The organism is Streptomyces sp. NPDC030814, from assembly GCF_055572155.1.
Genome location: NZ_JBVIDX010000003.1, coordinates 139,228 through 157,599 on the forward strand (window position 1 = coordinate 139,228; position 18,372 = coordinate 157,599).

The window sequence follows — 18,372 nt, forward strand, 5'->3', positions numbered from 1 at the left end:
TAATAGCGCGCCATCCCTGTCCGCGCTCCGGCTTGGCCCCACCTACCCCGGATGTGGGCTCTGGCCCACCACGGCGCAGGATGGTGGGACGATGAGGCATGCTGTCCGCACCACAGCGAGGCGAGGGGATAGATGAGGGCGACGTTCGGCGGCCGGACCGGTCGGCAGGGCAGGATCTCCGAGTGGCTGCGGGGCCGACGCGCAGGCCGCCCGCTCGACGAGACCCCCGACGCCGCCGGCCGTGAGGCGCTGCTCCTCGCGGCAGCCGCCGCCGGACTCCCGCTCGCGCCCGCCGCGTACCCCTCGGGCTACCGGTGTTCCTGCGACCGCGTCGGCTGTCCGACCCCCGCCCGCCACCCGGTGTCCTTCGCCTGGCAGACCCAGTCCACCACCGATCGCGCCCAGGTGGAGCGGTGGGCCCGGCACCAGCCGGAGGCCAACTTCATCACCGCGACCGGAATGGTCCACGACGTGCTGGACGTGCCGCTCGACGCCGGACGGCAGGCCCTGGAGCGGCTGCTCGCCTCCGGCATCGAGGTGGGGCCCGTCGCCGAGTCGGAGTCCGAGTCGGACGGCGGACGGCTCCTTTTCTTCACCCTCACCCGGGGCACCCCCGAGGACGAGGACGAGTGGTGGCCCTGTGAGCTGGACTGCCACCCGGAGACCATGGACGAGCATCCGGGTCTGCGCTGGCACTGCCGGGGCTCCTACGTCCTCGTACCGCCCGCCCGGCTCCCCGGTGACGTCACCGTCCACTGGGTCCGCGGTCCGGAGCATCCGCTGCCGGACCCGCTGAGCCTGCTGGAGATCCTCACCGACGAATGCGCCCGTCACGTGGGCGGGGAACCGGACCACACGGCCTGGCCCCACCGCGGCTGAACACCGGGAGCGTCACTCGCCCTTGGCGGACGTGAGCCCGCCCACCTGGCCGAGGAACCTCACCTGTTCGTCCGAGGCCGTCCGCGCCGGGTCCAGGACCGCCTGGTTGGAGACGAACTCCAGCGTCAGCGACTGCTTCGGCTCGCCCGTCATCAGCGCCCTGACGGCCGCGTCGTTGACGGGGATGTCCACACCCCGCGCCGCCGTCTGCTTCTCGTAGTGGCGGGTCGTGAAGAAGACCATCGCCCCACCGTCCGTGGTGCGCAACCCCACCGGCGCGTAGTCGCCGTTCGTCAGCGCCTCGTCGACGTACTGCCGTACGATGCCCGGCCGTTCGGCGTTCTTCTGGCGCTTGGAGCGCTCGTCCGAGGTGTACGGGCCGTCGGCGAAGAGGGCGCTGTCCTCCTTCAGATACGTCACGTACTTGTCGGGCAGCTCCGCCGGGGCCACGGACAGCTGGGGGTCGTCGGCGGAGACGACCTGCGCGTAGCCGTCCTCGTCCTTCTTGAACTGCGGCACGTCCTCGGCGGGCATGATCGTGAGGAAGGACACCTCCCACAGGTCGTCCAGCCCGTCGCGGGTGAAGACGAACAGCCAACGGTCGGTGTTCCGGCCCTTGTTGGCGGCGGCGTCGACCACGAACCAGCGGGGCCAGGCCGCCTTCTCGGGGATCGTGTACTTCACGTCGCTCAGCTTCAGCGGCACATGGTCGGGGTTGCCGCTCGGGTTGATCTTCGCGCCCGAGCGGAGCTTGCCGCCGTCGATGTCGGCGAGGGCACCGGTCACCCGCGAGGCGTCCCGGGACTGGTCGTACTCCTTGTCGGCCTCGTTGTACGCGGTGGTGAACTCCTCCAGCGCGCGGGCCGCCTCGCCCTGGGTCGCCGTGGCGACTATCTCCAGGTCGCCACGGACCACCACGCACCCGCTCGCCGTCAGCGACAGCACGGCCACCGCTGTCGTCAGCAGCGCTCCGCGGCCGTACGACCGAAGCCCGCGCCGCCCCTCACGCGTACGAACCGGACGAACCTCACGAAGCCTTCGTGTGCTCGGAACCCCGCGAACCCTGCTCATCAGGAACCTTCACCTTCCCCTTCCCGGAGGCGAACCCTACCGGGGCGAGGAACAGCGCGAGCGTCGGGACCAGATACAGGAGCCAGACCGTGACTTGGAGGACCGTCGGGTCGGGCTGGAAGTTGAACACGCCCTTCAGCAGGGTGCCGTACCAGCTGTCCGGCGGGATCGTCCCCGTGATGTCGAACGCCTTGTCCGTCAGGCCGGGCAGGAAGTCCGCCTCCTGGAGGTCGTGGAAGCCGTACGCGAGGACGCCGGCCGCGACCACGACCAGCATGCCGCCGGTCCACGTGAAGAACCTGGACAGGTTGATGCGCAGGGCACCCCGGTAGAACAGCCAGCCGAGGACGACCGCCGTGGCGAGGCCCAGCAGCACACCGATCAGCGGGCCCTGGGTGCCGTCGCTGGACGCCCGGACGGACGTCCACACGAACAGCGAGGTCTCCAGGCCCTCCCGGCCCACCGCCAGGAACGCGGTCGCCACCAGGGCGCCCGTGCCCAACTGGAGGGCCGTGTCGAGCTTTCCGTGCAGCTCGGACCGCAGGTGCCGGGCCGTGCGGCGCATCCAGAAGACCATCCACGTCACGAGGCCCACCGCGATGATGGACAGCGAGCCGCCGAGCGCCTCCTGCGCCTCGAACGTCATCTCCTGCGAGCCGAACTCGAGGACGCTGCCGAAGCACAGGGCGAGTGCCACGGCGGCACCGACACCGATCCAGATGGGCTTCAGGGCGTCCCGGCGTTCCGTCTTCACCAGGTACGCGATGAGGATGCAGACGACGAGACTGGCCTCCAGGCCTTCGCGCAGCCCGATCAGATAGTTCGCGAACACGGCGTCAGCCCTCCGTCGTCGCGGAGAACAGCGCCCGTCCCCACCAGTCGTCCGCGTCCCGGACGCCCGGCGGGACGGCGAAGATCGCCGAACCCACGTGCTGGATGTACTCGTTGAGCGCGTCCGTGGCCAGGTTGCGCTGGATCGGGATGAACCCCTTGCGCACGTCCCGCTGGTACGCCAGGAAGAACAGCCCCGCGTCCAGCCGGCCGAGGCCGTCGGTGCCGTCGGTGAAGGAGTAGCCGCGGCGCAGGATCGTCGCCCCGTCGTTGGAGTCCGGGTGCGCGAGCCGTACGTGCGCGTCGGGCTTCATCGCCTTCAGGAACGGCTTGTCCCGCTCCTTCGCCTTGCCGACGGGCGCGCCCTCGCCCTTGTCGCGGCCGAAGATGTCCTCCTGCTCCTGCAGCGAGGTCCGGTCCCAGGGCTCGATGTGCATACGGATGCGCCGGGCCACCAGGTACGAGCCGCCGGCCATCCAGGCGGGCCCGTCCTTCTCGTCGACCCACACGTGCTTCTTCAGCCGGGCGGTCTCCGTGCCCGCAATGTTGCGGGTGCCGTCCTTGAACCCCATGAGGTTGCGCGGGGTCTGCGCCTCCGGCGTGGTCGACGAGGTCTTGCCGAAGCCGAGCTGCGACCAGCGCACCGACACCTTGCCGAAGCCGAGGCGGGCGAGGTTGCGGATGGCGTGCACCGCGACCTGCGGATCGTCCGCGCACGCCTGCACGCACAGGTCGCCGCCGCTGCGGGCCCGGTCCAGGTTGTCGCCGGCGAACTGCGGAAGGTCCACCAGGGCCTCGGGCCGCTGCTTCGCCAGCCCGAACCGTTCGAACAGGGAGGGCCCGAAGCCGATGGTGAGCGTCAGCCGGGACGGCTTCAGCCCCAGCGCCTCCCCGGTGTCGTCCGGCGGCGCCTCCGCGAGACCGCCGTACGCGCCGTCACCGACCGCCTTTCCCGCGGTCATCCGGCGCGCGGCCTCCGTCCAGTCCTTCAACATCGCCACGAACGCCTCGCGGTCGTCCGTCTCCACGTCGAACGCGGCGAAGTGCAGCCGGTCCTGCACCGGCGTCGCGATACCGGCCTGGTGCTCGCCGTGGAAGGCGATGGGACCGCCGGCCGCGGTCACCGTCCGCCCGGTGTCCTCGCCGGGCCGGGCCACGGCCACGGCGCCCCCGGCTACGGCGGCGCCGAGCGCGAGGCCGGCCCCGCCCCAGCCGATCAGCGCACGGCGCGACGGTGCGCGCGAGCCGTCACCGGCGGACGCGGCGGCGCTCCCCGCGGTGTCGCCGGTGGTCTTCCCGCCCGCGCTGTCGGTGGTGTTCCCGTTGGTGTCCGTCATGACTGCCGACCCTCTTCCGTCGCCTACTTCACGACCGCCGCGGCGAGCTGCGAGAGCGGCTCCGCGAGCGCGTTCACCGCGTCCGACAGCTTGTTCTGCTCGGCCTCGCTGACCTTGTCGTAGGAGACGAAGTCGTATCCCGTCTTGTCCTCGCGGTACTTGTCGAGCAGCGTGTTCAGCGCCGTGAACTGCTTGTCGAGTTCCTTCGTCAGCTCCGGGTCGTTCTCGGTGGCGACGGACTTCAGCAGCTTGTACGACTCCTCGGCGCCCTCGACGTTCGCCTTGAAGTCGACCAGGTCGGTGTGCGAGTAGCGCTCCTCCTCGCCGGTCACCTTGCCGGTGGCGACCTCGTCGAGGAGTTCCTTGGCCCCGTTGGCCATGGAGGTCGGGGTGATCTCCGCCTTGCCGACCCGCTTGCGCCAGTCCACCAGGTCCGTCACCAGCTGGTCGGCGAGCTCGGAGTCACGGTCGGTGAGCTTGCCGTCCTTCCACAGCGAGCGCTCCAGACGGTGCCAGCCGGTCCAGTCCTTCTCCGGGTCCTGGCCCTCGTCCAGACCGTCCTCGCGGACATCGACCTTCGGGTCGATGTCACCGAAGGACTCGGCGACCGGCTCGGTGCGCTCCCAGCCGATACGGGAGGGCGCGTACGCCTTCTTCGCCGCCTCGACGTCACCCTTCTTGACGGCCTCGGCGAACACCTTCACCAGCGGGATCGTCTCATTGGCCTGCGTCTGTACGTACTTGCGGTACGAGGCCACGGCCTCGTCCAGACGCGGGTCGCGCTTGGCCACCTTGCCGGAACCGGTCGCGGTGACGTCCTGGCGTATGCCGTCGCCCTTCATGCCCGGCTTGCACGCGATCCGGTAGTCGCCCGCCTTCACCTCGGCGGTGACCTTCTGCTTGGTGCCCGGGCCGATGTTCTCCCGCTCGGTGACGACGCGGTCGTCCGGGAAGAGGAGGTAGACCTCGGTGACCTTCGAGCCCTTGTTCTCGATCTGCAGCTCGACGTGCCCGGCCGGGAACTCCTTCTTCGACAGCTCGCACTTGGTGTCGGTCGCGGTCACCGCGACGACCCCGTCCGCGCCCGCGCTGCTCTTCTCGGTGCAGCCCGTGACGGCGGTCAGGGCCGCGACGGTCGTGGCGGCGGTGACGAAGGACAGTCTGAGGGGGCGCATTTCGGCTCCAAGAGAGGACACAGGGGACACACAGATAAGGTGAGGCTGCCCCAAGTTATCTGAGGCTTACCTCACCAAATTCCGTGCCTCCAGTGAAGCCCGCCGCCCTGGGCCCGTACGAGCACGGACCGATCACGGTGGCCAAAAACAGGCCCCATCATCCGGTCAAGAGCCGGTCAAGTTTCCCATTCCGCGGTCAAGAACCCCGTTTCGGTGTGATCAAGGCATCACCGGTCCGGGGCCGCGGGAGCACCACCGGGCTGCCGGTAGACCTCCGACAGCAACGCTTCCTCCAACACCTCGCCCGGAGGCCCGGCCGCAGCGATCCGCCCGTCCCGCAGGATCGCCGCCCGGTCCGTGTGCGCCACAGCCGGCCCCGGACCGTGTCGGGACGACGACCGCAGCGTCACCGGCCCGCGCCCGCTCCCGGCGCACCCGCAGCACCGGCTGCTGATGGCGCAGGTCCAGTGCGGCGGTCGGTTCGTCCAGCAGGCCGCGGGGCCCACGGTGAGCAGAAGGGGTACCCGCCGCCGCCCGGCCACGTCGGCGGTTGCGGTGCCCCCGGCCCTGCCGGGCGCCGGCCCGCCGGCTCTCTCCAGCCCAACCGACCTGCCCAGTATGGCCATTTGGTCTCCCCGTCCGATGGCCCGGCCTGCTCGCTCATCCCGGCCGGTCTCACTTAGGTGAGCCTTACCCATGTGGGAGTCCGAGGCGACCGCACGGCCCGCGGGATGCTTCAATTCCGCATGTGACCGACTTCGATGTGCTGCGGGTGTTCTGCGGGCCCGGCGGCGGATACGGCAACGAACTGGGCGTCGTCCGCGAGGGCTCCGTGATGCCCGACCGCGCCGACCGCCAGGCGTTCGCCGCCAAACTCGGCTTCAGCGAGACCGTGTTCGTGGACGACCCCGAGCGTGGTGTCATCGACATCTACACCCCCACGCTGCGCCTGCCGTTCGCCGGCCACCCCTGCGTCGGCACGGCCTGGCTCCTCGACGTGCCCGAACTGGTCACCCCCGCCGGTCTGGTGGGCACCCGGCTGGACGGCGAGTTCAGCTGGATCGAGGCCCTGCCGGAATGGGCACCGCCCCGCACGCTCCGGCAGTACGGCACCGCCGCCGAGGTCGACGATCTGACGGTCCCGCCGCCCGGCGAGTGGATCTACGCCTGGGCCTGGGAGGACGAGGCCGCCGGCCGTGTCCGCGCCCGCGCCTTCCCGGGCCGCGACGACGGCATAGAAGAGGACGAGGCCACCGGGGCGGCGGCCCTCCAGCTCACCGCCCAGCTGGGCCGCGCCCTCAACATCACCCAGGGCGCGGGCTCCCAGCTCCTGACGGCCCCGCAGCCGCACGGGTGGGTGGAGGTCGGGGGCAGGGTGTTCCTGGAGCGGTGAGGAACTCCCGCCGATCCCTCAGGCGGAGAGCGGGAACTCCTCGCCCAGCGCCAGGAACACCGCGGTGTTCAGGGCGAACGCCCGCTTGCACTCGCTCACGATCCGCTGCTTCTCCAGATCGTCCGCCCGCACCCGGTCCAGCAGCTCGCGGTACCCCCGCTTGAACGCGGCCGGATTGGCGATGTCCTCGAACACATAGAACCGGACGCCGTCGCCCTTCCGTTCGAAGCCCCATGTCTTCTCGGCGCGGTCGCGGATGATCTGCCCGCCGGAGAGGTCGCCGAGATACCGCGTGTAGTGGTGGGCCACATAACCTCCCGGCCAGCTGCGCGCACACTCGGCCACCCGCGCCGCGTACTCCTCGGTGGCCGGCAGTGCCGAGAGTGCCGAGCGCCAGCGCGGACCGCGCAGATGCGCCAGGTCCCGCTCCAGCGCGGCCAGCCGCATCAGCTCCGGCTGGATGAAGGGCCCGGCGACCGGGTCGTCGACCAGCGCCCGCGCGCCGCTCTCCAGTGCCTCGTACACGAACCACAGCTGCTCGGTGTAGCGCGTGTACGCCTCGACGCCGAGTTTGCCGCCGAGCATGTCGCCCATGAACGTCGTGGTCTCCGCCTCGGTGTGCTGCTCGTGCGACGCCGTGCGGATGAGCGTGGAGAACGCCGTGTCCGAGGTGACCGACGCGTTCATGGAGGCCTCCGATGCCTGGGGGGAGACGAGAAGCTGCACTCAGTTTCATGGTTAGGTTTACCTAAGTCAACAGGTTCCCGACTCCCTGTCGGTAAAAACGGTACCCCGGATCATCACGACTCCCACATGAAATGAGCGCGACCACGAAAAAACCCGCCTCGCGGCCGAGAGGGGCCTGAAGGCGGGTCCTTGCGGGGATTCCGGCGGCTACGGGAGGGTGAGGATCTCCGCCCCCGTCTCCGTCACGACCAGCGTGTGCTCGAACTGGGCCGTGCGCTTGCGGTCCTTGGTCACGACCGTCCAGCCGTCGTCCCACATGTCGTAGTCGTACGATCCGAGGGTGAGCATCGGCTCGATCGTGAAGGTCATTCCGGGCTGCATCACGGTCGTCGCGTGCGGGGAGTCGTAGTGCGGGATGATCAGCCCGGAGTGGAACGACGAGTTGATCCCGTGCCCGGTGAAGTCGCGCACCACGCCGTACCCGAACCGCTTGGCGTACGACTCGATGACCCGCCCGATGATGTTGATCTGCCGCCCCGGCTTGACGGCCTTGATGGCGCGGGCGAGGGACTCCCGGGTCCGCTCGACGAGCAGCTTCGACTCGTCGTCGACGTCGCCCACGAGGTAGGTGGCGTTGTTGTCGCCGTGGACGCCGCCGATGTACGCCGTCACGTCGAGGTTGACGATGTCGCCGTCACGCAGCACGGTCGAGTCCGGGATGCCGTGGCAGATGACCTCGTTGACGGAAGTGCACAGCGACTTGGGGAAGCCGCGGTAGCCGAGGGTGGAGGGGTAGGCCCCGTGGTCGCACATGTACTCGTGGGCGACGCGGTCCAACTCGTCGGTGGTGACGCCGGGGGCGATGTGCTTGGCGGCCTCGGCCATCGCCCGGGCCGCGATCCGCCCGGCGATCCGCATCGCCTCGATCGTCTCGGGCGTCTGCACCTCCGGGCCGGTGTACGGGGTGGGGGAGGGCCTGCCCACGTACTCGGGGCGGCGGATGTGCCCCGGGACGGAGCGGGCGGGGGAGAGCTTCCCCGGTGCGAGCAGCGACTGGCCAGACATGCCAGCGAGTTTAACCAGCGGTGGTGGGGGACCATGTCCGTGGCGGATCGGCCGCGATCGGTGGGGAGCGGTGACCGGTCACTGGTGAAAGGAGTTCGAGCCATGCCCCTGTTCAAGCGACGCACGGTCGGCAAGCCCGGCGAGTGGTTCTACTGCCTGGAGCACAAGAAGGTGGAGGAGGGCCCGGACTGCCCCGGCAAGGACCGCATGGGTCCCTACGTCAGCCGTGAGGAGGCCACCCGAGCGATGGAGACGGCCCGCGAACGCAACGTCGAATGGGAGAACGACCCGCGCTGGCACGACGCCCCGGCCGGCGACGGCCCCGACGCCTGAGCGTCGCGCCGGCCGGGCGGGGTGGGGCGGCGCCGCTCCCCGCGGGCGCCCCCACCGCTCCGGACGGGAATCCGCCGTACCGGTGGGGGTGCGCTCCGCCCCGGCTTGGGCGACGCTGACGGTATGGCTTCTGCGATGCCCGTGGTCGTGTACCCGCCCGACGAGGACGGCGGCCGCCGCGTGCGCGTGGACGGCGAGATCCTGGGTCGCGCGTACGGCCTCAAGGACATCGGCGAGTTCCTCCGCCGCGCGGGCATCGAGGATGCCGACGAAACGTACGTGGCCCAGTCCGCCCTGATCGAATGGCGAGGCGGAGGCCCCGACAGGTGGACCCCGTAACGCTCCCACTCCCGATGATCCGCGGCCGCCGACGGCGCTCGGCCCCCGGGGGAGACCCGCGCGTGTGACCGTGGAGTGCCTTGAGTGCCTTGAGTGCCTGGAGTGCCTGGAGTGCCTGGAGTGCGGGGCGGGGTAAATCCGTGACGCGGGTCACGGGCCGGGCGGGTGGGCCAGGGCCCGCCCCTCACGGAGCCGCCGCGCATGCTCGTTCGTCCGCACGTCGTACGTCATCAGCTTCGGCAGGCACACCGCCAACATCCCGACCGCGGCCACGCACAACACCCCACCCGCCCACACGGACGCCCGCACCGAGGTCAACGCGGCCATCGTCCCCGCCCGCACCTGCCCCAGCTGAGGCCCCACGGAGTACGACAACAGCTCGATCCCGGCGAGCCGCCCACGCAACTCGTCCGGGATTGTCTGGTTCCACATGGCCGCCCGGAAGATCCCGCTGATCATGTCGAACGCCCCGCCCACCACTAGGAACGCCAACACCAGCCACACCTCACGCGCCACCCCCGCCGCCACCACGGACAACCCCCACAGCGCCGCCGCCAGCACCACCATCCGCCCGTGCCGATGCACCCGAGACGTCCACCCGCTCGTCAACGTCACCAGCAACGCCCCCGCGGGCAACGCCGCGTACATCAGCCCCAGCGACCACTCCGCGTCCAACTCGTCCGCGAGGAACGGCAGTACGGCCAGCGGCATCGCGAGGAACATGGCGGCGAGATCGACCGCGTACGTACCGAGCAGCTCCTTCCTGCTCCACGCGTAACGCGCCCCCTCCGCGATCGACCGCACCGACGGCTTCGCGGCCTCGTGCGAGGCGGGGGAGGGCGCGAGCCCCACGGCCAGCGCGACGGAGACGACGAATGTCGCGAGATCCGCCGCGTACGCCCAGCCGAGCCCGGCGTACGCGACGACCACGCCGGCCAGGGCGGGCGCGGCGACCCCGCCGACGGTCCACCGCAGTGAGTTGAGGGAGGCGGCGGCCGGCAGGTGTTCGTGCGGGACGATCCGGGGGACGATGGAGTCCAGGGCCGGCCGTTGCACCGCGACCAGCGCGGAGGAGAGCGCGGCGACGAGATACAACGGCCACACCAGCGGCTCGGGAAGCAACGCGTTCACCAGGAGCCCCGCGCACAGCAGCCCCTGCCCGGCCTCGCTCCACACGATCAGCGTCCGCTTGTCGAGGGCGTCCGCGAGGGCCCCGCCGTAGAGCCCGAAGACGATCAGCGGTACGAGTTCCACGGCCCCGATGGCCCCGACCGCCGCCACCGACCCCGTCAGCTCCTTCATCTGCACCGGCAGCGCGACGAAGGTCAGAAAGCTCCCGAAGTTGGTGATCAGCCCGGCCACCCACAGCCGCCGGAAATCCACGGACACCCGCCAGGGAGCGAGATCGGGAAGCAAAGCGACCAGCCACGAGGCCGAGGGGGAAGGTGAAGGCGACGAGGCGGGCACGGCCGCCGCTGAACGCGTCGTCGAGTCGTCCGCGGAGGCGCACTCATCGTCATCGGGTCTACTCACGTCGCCTCATGCTCAGCCGCGCCACCCCCGAGAGCAACCGGTTTTCCCGGCCCCGCCTCCCGTCACCAACGGACCGGTGGCGGTGACGTCAGCTGGTCCGCCAGCCGGGACAGACGGTCACGCAACCGGCCCCGCCCCCTCCGCAGGAGAACCGCGCTCTCCCCGGCCGCCGCGCTGACCAGGTGCTGCACGGTGTCGAGGTCGATCTCCCGCCGGTCCGGCGCCGCCAGCGACTCGTGGGCGATCGCGGCCAGTTCCCGGTCGCCGGTGTCCAGCGCGAGGACCGTGGCCCCGGCCCGCCGCGCGTCGTCGACCCGTTCCAGCAGGCCGGCGCCCGGCGCGGAGGGCGCCACCACGAGCAGCGTCTCGCCCCGGCGGGCCGCCGACACCCGGCCCAGCCCGACCGCCAGATGCGCCGGATCGGAGGGGAGCGCGGCATGCCGTACGAGGGTGGGGGACAGCTCCGGGGTTCCGGACCAGGCGGCTTCGTCCATCAGGTGCGCCGCGAGGTGCCACGGCTCGTACTCGGCGGTGCCGACGAGCAGCAGGCCACCTCCGTACGACACCACGGACCTCCGCAGCGCCCCCGCGAACCGCCGTGTGGCCCCCGGCCACTCGGTCCCGGCGAGCACCTCGCGCAACAACGCGACCCGTAGGGCATCCATGCGCCAGCATCGTGCCGCAACGAGCCACTCGTGACCCGGTGTTCACCCCGAATTAGCCCGAGCCGGGCACGCACGCCGAGTCAGAACCCGCCCACCCGAGTCCCGCACCGACGACATCTCTGCCTCGACGACATCCCGCCTCGACGACATCCCTGCCTCGACGACACCCCGACCCGACGGCATCCCGTACCCGACCCCGAGCCGCTCACCCTCAAGGAGCCCGTATGCCCCCCACGGCCGAGACCACCGCCCCCGCGACCCGCAGCCCCGAGACCAGCACCCCCTTCCGTGCCGGCCGCGAAGGCTACGCCAGCTTCCGTATCCCGGCGGTCGTGCGCACGGCGTCCGGCGCTCTGCTGGCCTTCTGCGAGGGGCGGGTCGGCGGTCGGGAGGACTTCGGGAACATCGACATCGTGGTGAAGCGGTCGACGGACGGCGGCCGGAGCTGGGGCCCGCTGCGGGTCGCCGCCGAGAACGGGGACGGACTCGCGGGCAACCCCGCCCCAGTGGTCCTGGACACCGGCCGGATCCTGCTGATCCACGTCCGGAACGCCGCGCCCGCCACCGAGGACGCCATCCGCCGGGGCACCGTGAGCGCGGCGGACGGGCGGCGCGTGTGGGTACGGCACAGCGACGACGAGGGGCAGACCTGGTCGAGTCCCCGGGAGATCACCGAGGACACGAAGAAGCGGGAGTGGCGGTGGTACGCCACCACCCCCGGTCATGCCCTCCAGCTGAGCACCGGCCGCGTCGTCGTCCCCGCCAACCACTCCCTCCCGCCGACGGGCACCGACAACGGCACGGAGGGCAAGTACAACGGCGGCCACTGCCTGATCAGCGACGACCGCGGCGAGACCTGGCGGATCGGCTACGTCGACGACAACACCGACGGCTACGTCAACGTCAACGAGACCACCGCCGCCGAACTCCCCGACGGGCGCGTCTACTTCAACACCCGCAACGACTCCCCGTCCCCCGGCACCCGCGCCGACGCGTACTCCGACGACGGCGGTGAGAGCCTGACCAAGCCGTTCCGGCCGCAGGCGGGCCTCGTCGGCCCCGTCGTCGAGGGCAGTCTCCTCCAGCTCCGCGACCCCGACCTGCTCCTCTACTCCGGCCCGGCCGACCCTGGATTCCGCGCCCTGATGACCGTACGGGCCAGCACGGACCACGGCACGACCTGGCGGGTCGCCCACACCGTCGACGGGCTGCCCGCCGCCTACTCCGACCTCGTCCGCGTCGACGAGCACACGGTCGGGCTCCTCCACGAGACGGGCGACTTCAGCGCGTACGAGACGATCACGTTCCGCAGGATCCCCGTCACCACCCTCATGTGACCGCGCCCACCTGACCCGCTCCCGCCGTGACCGCGCACGTAAAGTCAGCCCATGACCTCTACTGACAGTGCACAGACGACCCCTGGCACCCCCGACGCCGTCGGCGCGGCGCCCGCCAAGGCCCCGGCCAAGGACCCCTGGGACCTCCCCGATGTCTCCGGGCTCGTCGTCGGCGTGCTCGGGGGCACCGGGCCGCAGGGCAAGGGGCTCGCGTACCGCCTCGCCAAGGCCGGGCAGAAGGTGATCATCGGTTCGCGGGCCGCCGACCGCGCCCGGGCCGCCGCCGAGGAGCTCGGCCACGGAGTGGAGGGCGCCGACAACGCCGAGACCGCGCGCCGCAGCGACATCGTGATCGTCGCGGTGCCGTGGGACGGGCACGCCAAGACCCTGGAGTCCCTGCGCGAGGAGCTGGCCGGCAAGCTCGTCGTCGACTGCGTCAACCCGCTCGGCTTCGACAAGAAGGGCGCCTACGCGCTGAAGCCCGAGGAGGGCAGCGCCGCCGAGCAGGCCGCCGCCCTGCTGCCGGACTCCCGGGTGACCGCCGCCTTCCACCACCTGTCCGCCGTCCTCCTGGAGGACCCGGAGATCGAGGAGATCGACACCGATGTGATGGTGCTCGGCGAGATCCGGGCCGATGTCGAGATCGTCCAGGCGCTGGCGGGCCGTATCCCCGGGATGCGCGGCATCTTCGCGGGTCGGCTGCGCAATGCCCATCAGGTCGAGGCGCTGGTCGCCAACCTGATCTCGGTGAACCGCCGCTACAAGGCGCACGCCGGGATCCGCCTGACCGACGTGTGAGCCGCCGCCGGGCATGGGGGACACTGGACGCCGTACGACCACGACCACGTCGTACCGCCTCGTCCGACCGCCCTGTCAGGAGCAGACCCCCATGCCCCGCCTCGCCGTGTACGCCCTCGTCGTCTGTCTGCTCGCGATCACCGCGGCCGTGGTGTCCTTCGCCCGGGGCAGCTGGCTGGGTGTGGTGTGGGTGCTGATGGCCGGGCTGTCGTCCAACATGACCTGGTACTACGTGCGCCGTGCGAAGGCGGAGCGGCAGTCCGCCACGAGCTGAGGCCCCGCCCCCGCCCCCTGCCTCCGGCTGTCGCCGTCCTGCCTCCGGCCTCCCGCCCGTCCGTCACAGACCGGTGAGGCACACGTCGCTGTCCTCGCGCCAGAAGCGGTAGAGCCAGTAACCGCAGTCGGAGAGCTGGTCCTCGATGCCGAGGCCCCGCATGAACGCGTCGATCACGTCCCAGAACACGCCGTTCACCGCCGGGATCCACAGCACCGCGAAGACCAGCAGAAGCCCGAAGGGGGCGAGCGGCTCCACCTGGCGGCGGATCCTGTACGACAGCCAAGGCTCGATGACGCCGTAGCCGTCGAGGCCCGGCACCGGCAGGAAGTTCAGGATCGCCGCCGTGACCTGGAGCATCGCCAGGAAGGCGAGGGCGAACCGGAAGGCCGCCGGCACCCCGTCCGTCACCCCCAGCCAGAACGGCGCCGTGCAGACCGCCGCGAACAGCACGTTCGTCAGCGGGCCGGATGCCGAGATCAGGCTGTGCTTCCAGCGGCCCTGGATACGGTTCCGCTCGATGAACACGGCGCCGCCCGGCAGACCGATACCGCCCATGATGACGAACACGACCGGCAGCACGATGCTGAGCAGGGCGTGCGTGTACTTCAGCGGGTTGAGCGTGAGATAGCCCTTCGCGCCTATGGAGATGTCTCCGCTGTGCAGGGCGGTGCGGGCGTGGGCGTACTCGTGCAGACACAGGGAGACGATCCACGCCGACGTCACGAACAGGAAGACGGCGAGACCGGGCTGCTCGGCGAACCCGGTCCAGGTGGCCCAGCCCGTGACCGCCATGACGGCCACGATCCCCACGAAGACGGGGCTGATCCTCCGGTCGCTCCGGCGGGACGCGGCGGTGGTCATGGTGCTCCTAGGCTCGTGGACGTGTCGATCACTCGTGCGGACTGCCCGACCGTACCGGGCGCAAGGCGAAAACGTCTCGCGGTCGCCTCCTGGTTCCTAGGAAGGTGGGAGACATGAAGGCGGGGGACGTACGGTCGACGGTCGGGGGCAGTCCCGGCCGTTCCCCGCGACGGACCAGCCACCGGCACCGATCCGACGGAGACAATGGACCCCGTGCGCTACCGCATCCTCGGCACCACTCAGGCATCGCACGCCGACGGCACCCCGGTCCCGGTCGGTGGCGCCCGGCTGCGCGCCCTGCTGACCGTGCTCGCGCTGCGCCCGGGCCGTACGGTCACCGCGTCCACGCTGGTCGACGAAGTGTGGGCCGGTGATCCGCCCGCCGACGCGAGCGGCGCGCTCCAGGCGCTGGTGGGCCGGCTGCGCCGGGCGCTCGGCCCGGACGCGGTCGTGTCGGCGCACGGCGGCTACCGCCTCACCGCGGCCCCCGACGACATCGACCTGCACCGCTTCGACCGCCTTGCCGCGGAGGGCGCCCGCGCGCTGGCCGACGGCGACCCCGCCAAGGCGGCCGTGGTCCTCGACGACGCCCTCGCCCTCTGGCAGGACCCGCCCCTGGCCGACCTCCCGGACCGCACCGCCGAGGCCGCCCGCTGGGAGACCCGCCGCCTCGACGCGCAGCGCGCCCGCCTCACCGCCGCGCTCGCCCTCGGCCGCGCCGAGACCGCTCTCCCCGAACTCACCGCCCTCTGCGACACCCACCCCCTCGACGAGCCCCTCCAGTGCCTCCGGCTGCGTGCCCTGCGCGACACGGGCCGCCCGGCGGAGGCTCTTGCGGCGTACGACGCCATACGCCGCCTGCTGGCCCACCGCCTCGGCACGGACCCGGGCCCCGAACTCCGCGCCCTGCACGAGGAACTGCTGCATGCCGACGGCACGACGACCGCACCCCGTCCGGTGTTCGAGGGCGAGCCCACGGGTCGGCAAACCCCGCAGCCATCCGCCGTCGGCCGACCCGTGCGGCGACCCGAGGACCCCCACCCCGTCCAGCCGTCCGCGGACGGCCGACCCGGCCGACCCACCCTGCCGGGCCTCGCGCGACGGCCGCAGGGGGCGGGAACGGGCACGGACGGCAGGGGCGGGAACCTTGGTGGGCAGCCGGTCGCCCCGCAGGCCCGGCAGCCGCATCCGCCGCAGGCCCATCAACCGCAGCCGCAGCCGTCGCAGTCGTCGTCGAGCCCGTCGCACCCCGACCCCATCCGCCCGCGAGGCAACCTCCGGGCCCGTCTCACCTCCTTCGTGGGGCGGGACACCGACATCGACACCATCCGCACGGACCTGACCACCGCCCGCCTGGTCACCCTTCTCGGCCCCGGCGGCGCCGGGAAGACCCGTCTCTCCCAGGAGGCCGGCGAGGCGGTCGCGGCGTCCGCTCCCGACGGCGTCTGGCTCGCCGAACTCGCCCCCGTCGACGACCCGGCCGACGTGCCGGAGGCCGTCGTCACCGCCCTCGGCGCCCGCGAGACCGTCCTGCGCGGCGCCGGCGCCGAGGAGATGCGCGCGGTCTCCGACCGCCACGACGACCCCCTGGGCCGCCTCACCGAGCACTGCGCCAGACGCCGGATGCTGCTCATCCTCGACAACTGCGAACACGTCGTGGCCGCCGCCGCCCACCTCGTCGAGCATCTCCTCCAGCACTGCCCGGGACTGACCGTACTGGCCACCAGCCGCGAACCCCTCGGCATACCGGGGGAGTTGGTGCGCCCGGTGGAACCCCTCGAACAGCCCCACGCCCTGCGGCTGCTCGCCGACCGGGGTGCCGCCGCCCGGCCCGGTTTCACCGTCACCGACGACCCGGCGGCCGCCGCCGAGATCTGCCGCCGCCTCGACGGTCTCCCCCTCGCGATCGAACTCGCGGCGGCACGACTGCGCATGCTGACGCCGCGCCAGATCGCCGACCGGCTCGACGACCGCTTCCGGCTGCTCACCTCCGGAAGCCGCACCGTCCTGCCCCGCCAGCAGACCCTGCGCGCGGTCGTCGACTGGTCCTGGGAACTCCTCGACGAGGAGGAGCGGGACGTCCTGCGACGGCTGTCCGTCTTCGCCGGCGGCTGCGACCTCACCGCCGCGGAGGCCGTCTGCGGCCCTGCCGCGCTGGAGGCGCTCGGCTCCCTCGTCGACAAGTCCCTGGTGGTCGCGGCCCCCACCGCCGACGGCGAGATGCGCTACCGGCTTCTGGAGACCGTCGCCGAGTACGCCGGCGCCCGCCTCGCCGAGGCCGGCACCCGCTCCGCCGCCGAGCGCGCCCACCGCACCTACTACCGCGAACTCGCCCGCGCCACCGACCCGTTGCTGCGCGGCCCCGGCCAGCGCCGGGCGAACGAACTGCTGGAGCTGGAGTACGAGAACCTCCGCACCGCCCTGCGGCACGCCATCGCCGAACGCGACGAGCAGGAGGCGCTCTGCCTGACGCTGTCGCTGGCCTGGTACTGGCAGATGCGGGACCTGAAGACCGAGGCCCGGCACTGGGCCGCCCAGGTCATGGCGCTCGGCCCCAACCCGTTCGCCCCGCCGGCGCGCCCCGTCCCCGACGTCCGCGAGGGCCTCACCGACAGCCCGCCGCCGATGCGCCCCGAGGTGCTCGACGAGGCCCGCCGGGCGCTCCATCTCATCCATCTCGCCTGCATGGACATGGAGATCACCGCCTGGGAGACCCCCGAGGGGCAGGAGAAGCTCCAGGTCATCCGGGACACCTACCGCCCCGGCCAGCCGCAGACCTGCCGCTTCCCGGGCTTCATGTGGTTCTACGCCGTCCTGCTCTCCGGCGACATGGAGCGTCTGCGGGAGATCCTCGACGCGAGCATCGCGACTGCCCGCGACCTCGGCTACACCTGGGAGCTGGCCCAGGCCCTGCACATGCGGGCCAACATCCTCGCCAATCGCAGCGACTGGTCCGGCGACGCCGCCCGCGACGCCGACGAGGCGCTGGAGCTGTGCGAACGGCTTCAGGACGCCTGGGGCGCCGCCGAGGCGCTCTCGGCGCGCGCCATGAGCCTGGAGCGCACCGGCCGGTTCGACCTCGCCGCAGCCGACTACCGGCGGGCCATCGCCCACGCCGAACGGATCGGCACGAACGCCCACTCGGGTGTCCTCGGCGTCCGGCTCGGCAATGCGCTCCTCGAGTGCGGGGAGGCCGAACTCGGCGAGAAGATGCTGCTGGAGGTGCTGACGCGGCACGACAGCCCCAGGGAAGCGCTGCCGGCGGCCCGCCTCTACCTCGCCATCTGGTACGGCCGCACCGGGCGCCTGGACGAGGCGTGGCGGCACATCACGCGACTGCGCGAGGAGCTGGAGGTCGTCGACTTCGTACTGTTCGCCGGCTTCGTCCGCGGTCTGGAGGCCTGGCTGATGACGCTGGCCGGACGCCATGCCGAGGCCCGCAGTCGCGTCCGGGAGGCGTTCGAGCAGGCCGTGGACCCGCTCGCCCTGACGATCACCCCCCAACTGCCCGCCTCTCACCTCGTCACCGCGGCCTTCGCCGTCGCCGGTGTGGACGGCGGTACGCGCGCCAGGGACGCGGCCCGGCTCCTGGGCGCCTCCGACACGCACCTCCCGCCCGGCCATCACCCCAGCCCGCTGGAGACCGAGGGGCGCGCCCAGGCGGAGGCCGAGGTCCGGGCGAGGCTGGACGACGAGGCGTACGAGGCCGCGTACGCCGAGGGCGCCGGACTCACCCTGGAGGAGGCCGGCGCCCTGATCTAGGGCCTGTCCGGCGGATCATCGCCCGCGGC

At 71.8% G+C, this 18,372-nt stretch carries 17 protein-coding genes and 1 pseudogene; 8 read left to right on the plus strand and 10 right to left on the minus strand.

Annotated elements, in window-relative coordinates:
* The first annotated feature begins 132 nt into the window (after positions 1 to 132).
* Positions 133 to 879 carry a bifunctional DNA primase/polymerase gene (locus ACZ43N_RS07495; RefSeq protein WP_468095714.1) on the plus strand — a complete coding sequence of 249 codons (747 nt, stop codon included), beginning with the start codon at positions 133 to 135 and terminating at the stop codon, positions 877 to 879.
* A gap of 12 nt (positions 880 to 891) precedes the next feature.
* Here the strand turns inward: ACZ43N_RS07495 and ACZ43N_RS07500 are convergent, their stop codons facing one another.
* The 5 genes and pseudogenes from ACZ43N_RS07500 to ACZ43N_RS07520 all read right to left on the minus strand — a co-directional run.
* Complete coding sequence (locus ACZ43N_RS07500; RefSeq protein WP_468095715.1) at positions 892 to 1,950, minus strand: SCO2278 family lipoprotein; 1,059 nt, start codon at positions 1,948 to 1,950, stop codon at positions 892 to 894.
* Positions 1,907 to 2,782 carry an iron uptake transporter permease EfeU gene (gene efeU / locus ACZ43N_RS07505; RefSeq protein ID WP_468095717.1) on the minus strand — a complete coding sequence of 292 codons (876 nt, stop codon included), beginning with the start codon at positions 2,780 to 2,782 and terminating at the stop codon, positions 1,907 to 1,909. The genes ACZ43N_RS07500 and efeU overlap by 44 nt, the downstream gene beginning before the upstream one ends.
* Before the next feature lie 4 nt (positions 2,783 to 2,786).
* A complete protein-coding gene (efeB, locus tag ACZ43N_RS07510; RefSeq protein ID WP_468095719.1) occupies positions 2,787 to 4,118 on the minus strand; it encodes an iron uptake transporter deferrochelatase/peroxidase subunit in 1,332 nt (443 codons plus the stop codon).
* Between the two features lie 23 nt (positions 4,119 to 4,141).
* Positions 4,142 to 5,293, minus strand: coding sequence for an iron uptake system protein EfeO (gene efeO / locus ACZ43N_RS07515; protein WP_468095721.1), 1,152 nt, complete (start codon positions 5,291 to 5,293; stop codon positions 4,142 to 4,144).
* A 196-nt stretch (positions 5,294 to 5,489) separates the two neighbouring features.
* Positions 5,490 to 5,836 (minus strand): annotated as a pseudogene (locus ACZ43N_RS07520) (ATP-binding cassette domain-containing protein); the annotation flags it as partial.
* Positions 5,837 to 6,041: 205 nt separating this feature from the next.
* On the opposite strand from ACZ43N_RS07520, the gene ACZ43N_RS07525 reads away from it, so the two are divergent.
* The gene (locus tag ACZ43N_RS07525) at positions 6,042 to 6,686 is read left to right on the plus strand and encodes a PhzF family phenazine biosynthesis protein (RefSeq protein WP_468095722.1); all 645 of its coding nucleotides are present in this window, start codon (positions 6,042 to 6,044) and stop codon (positions 6,684 to 6,686) included.
* An 18-nt stretch (positions 6,687 to 6,704) separates the two neighbouring features.
* Here ACZ43N_RS07525 and ACZ43N_RS07530 read toward each other — a convergent pair whose 3' ends face one another.
* A complete protein-coding gene (locus ACZ43N_RS07530; RefSeq protein ID WP_468095723.1) occupies positions 6,705 to 7,373 on the minus strand; it encodes a biliverdin-producing heme oxygenase in 669 nt (222 codons plus the stop codon).
* A gap of 207 nt (positions 7,374 to 7,580) precedes the next feature.
* The gene (gene map, locus ACZ43N_RS07535; protein WP_468095724.1) at positions 7,581 to 8,438 is read right to left on the minus strand and encodes a type I methionyl aminopeptidase; all 858 of its coding nucleotides are present in this window, start codon (positions 8,436 to 8,438) and stop codon (positions 7,581 to 7,583) included.
* 102 nt (positions 8,439 to 8,540) lie between these two features.
* Between map and ACZ43N_RS07540 the strand changes: the two genes are divergently transcribed.
* Positions 8,541 to 8,771 (plus strand): hypothetical protein, encoded by a 231-nt coding sequence (locus ACZ43N_RS07540; RefSeq protein ID WP_468095726.1) that lies wholly within the window; start codon positions 8,541 to 8,543, stop codon positions 8,769 to 8,771.
* A 123-nt stretch (positions 8,772 to 8,894) separates the two neighbouring features.
* Positions 8,895 to 9,110 (plus strand): hypothetical protein, encoded by a 216-nt coding sequence (locus ACZ43N_RS07545; RefSeq protein ID WP_468095727.1) that lies wholly within the window; start codon positions 8,895 to 8,897, stop codon positions 9,108 to 9,110.
* A gap of 150 nt (positions 9,111 to 9,260) precedes the next feature.
* On the opposite strand, the gene ACZ43N_RS07550 is transcribed toward ACZ43N_RS07545, so the two are convergent.
* Both ACZ43N_RS07550 and ACZ43N_RS07555 read right to left on the minus strand, forming a co-directional pair.
* Positions 9,261 to 10,577, minus strand: a complete 1,317-nt coding sequence (locus ACZ43N_RS07550) for an MFS transporter (protein ID WP_468096452.1) — start codon at positions 10,575 to 10,577, stop codon at positions 9,261 to 9,263.
* Positions 10,578 to 10,705: 128 nt separating this feature from the next.
* A complete protein-coding gene (locus ACZ43N_RS07555; RefSeq protein ID WP_468095729.1) occupies positions 10,706 to 11,308 on the minus strand; it encodes a hypothetical protein in 603 nt (200 codons plus the stop codon).
* Positions 11,309 to 11,532: 224 nt separating this feature from the next.
* On the opposite strand from ACZ43N_RS07555, the gene ACZ43N_RS07560 reads away from it, so the two are divergent.
* Genes ACZ43N_RS07560 through ACZ43N_RS07570 form a run of 3 tightly spaced genes read left to right on the plus strand, consistent with a single transcriptional unit; the run spans position 11,533 to position 13,717 of the window.
* Positions 11,533 to 12,645: a sialidase family protein gene (locus ACZ43N_RS07560; RefSeq protein WP_468095730.1), complete on the plus strand. Its 1,113-nt coding sequence runs from the start codon at positions 11,533 to 11,535 to the stop codon at positions 12,643 to 12,645.
* Positions 12,646 to 12,696: 51 nt separating this feature from the next.
* Complete coding sequence (gene npdG, locus ACZ43N_RS07565; RefSeq protein ID WP_468095731.1) at positions 12,697 to 13,443, plus strand: NADPH-dependent F420 reductase; 747 nt, start codon at positions 12,697 to 12,699, stop codon at positions 13,441 to 13,443.
* 13 nt (positions 13,444 to 13,456) lie between these two features.
* The gene (locus ACZ43N_RS07570; RefSeq protein WP_468095732.1) at positions 13,457 to 13,717 is read left to right on the plus strand and encodes a hypothetical protein; all 261 of its coding nucleotides are present in this window, start codon (positions 13,457 to 13,459) and stop codon (positions 13,715 to 13,717) included.
* 63 nt (positions 13,718 to 13,780) lie between these two features.
* Here ACZ43N_RS07570 and ACZ43N_RS07575 read toward each other — a convergent pair whose 3' ends face one another.
* Entirely contained in the window at positions 13,781 to 14,581 is an 801-nt protein-coding gene (locus tag ACZ43N_RS07575; RefSeq protein WP_468095733.1) for a site-2 protease family protein, read from the minus strand.
* 204 nt (positions 14,582 to 14,785) lie between these two features.
* Here ACZ43N_RS07575 and ACZ43N_RS07580 point away from each other — a divergent pair, with 204 nt between their 5' ends.
* Positions 14,786 to 18,343, plus strand: a complete 3,558-nt coding sequence (locus tag ACZ43N_RS07580; RefSeq protein ID WP_468095735.1) for an AfsR/SARP family transcriptional regulator — start codon at positions 14,786 to 14,788, stop codon at positions 18,341 to 18,343.
* Positions 18,344 to 18,372 lie beyond the last annotated feature (29 nt).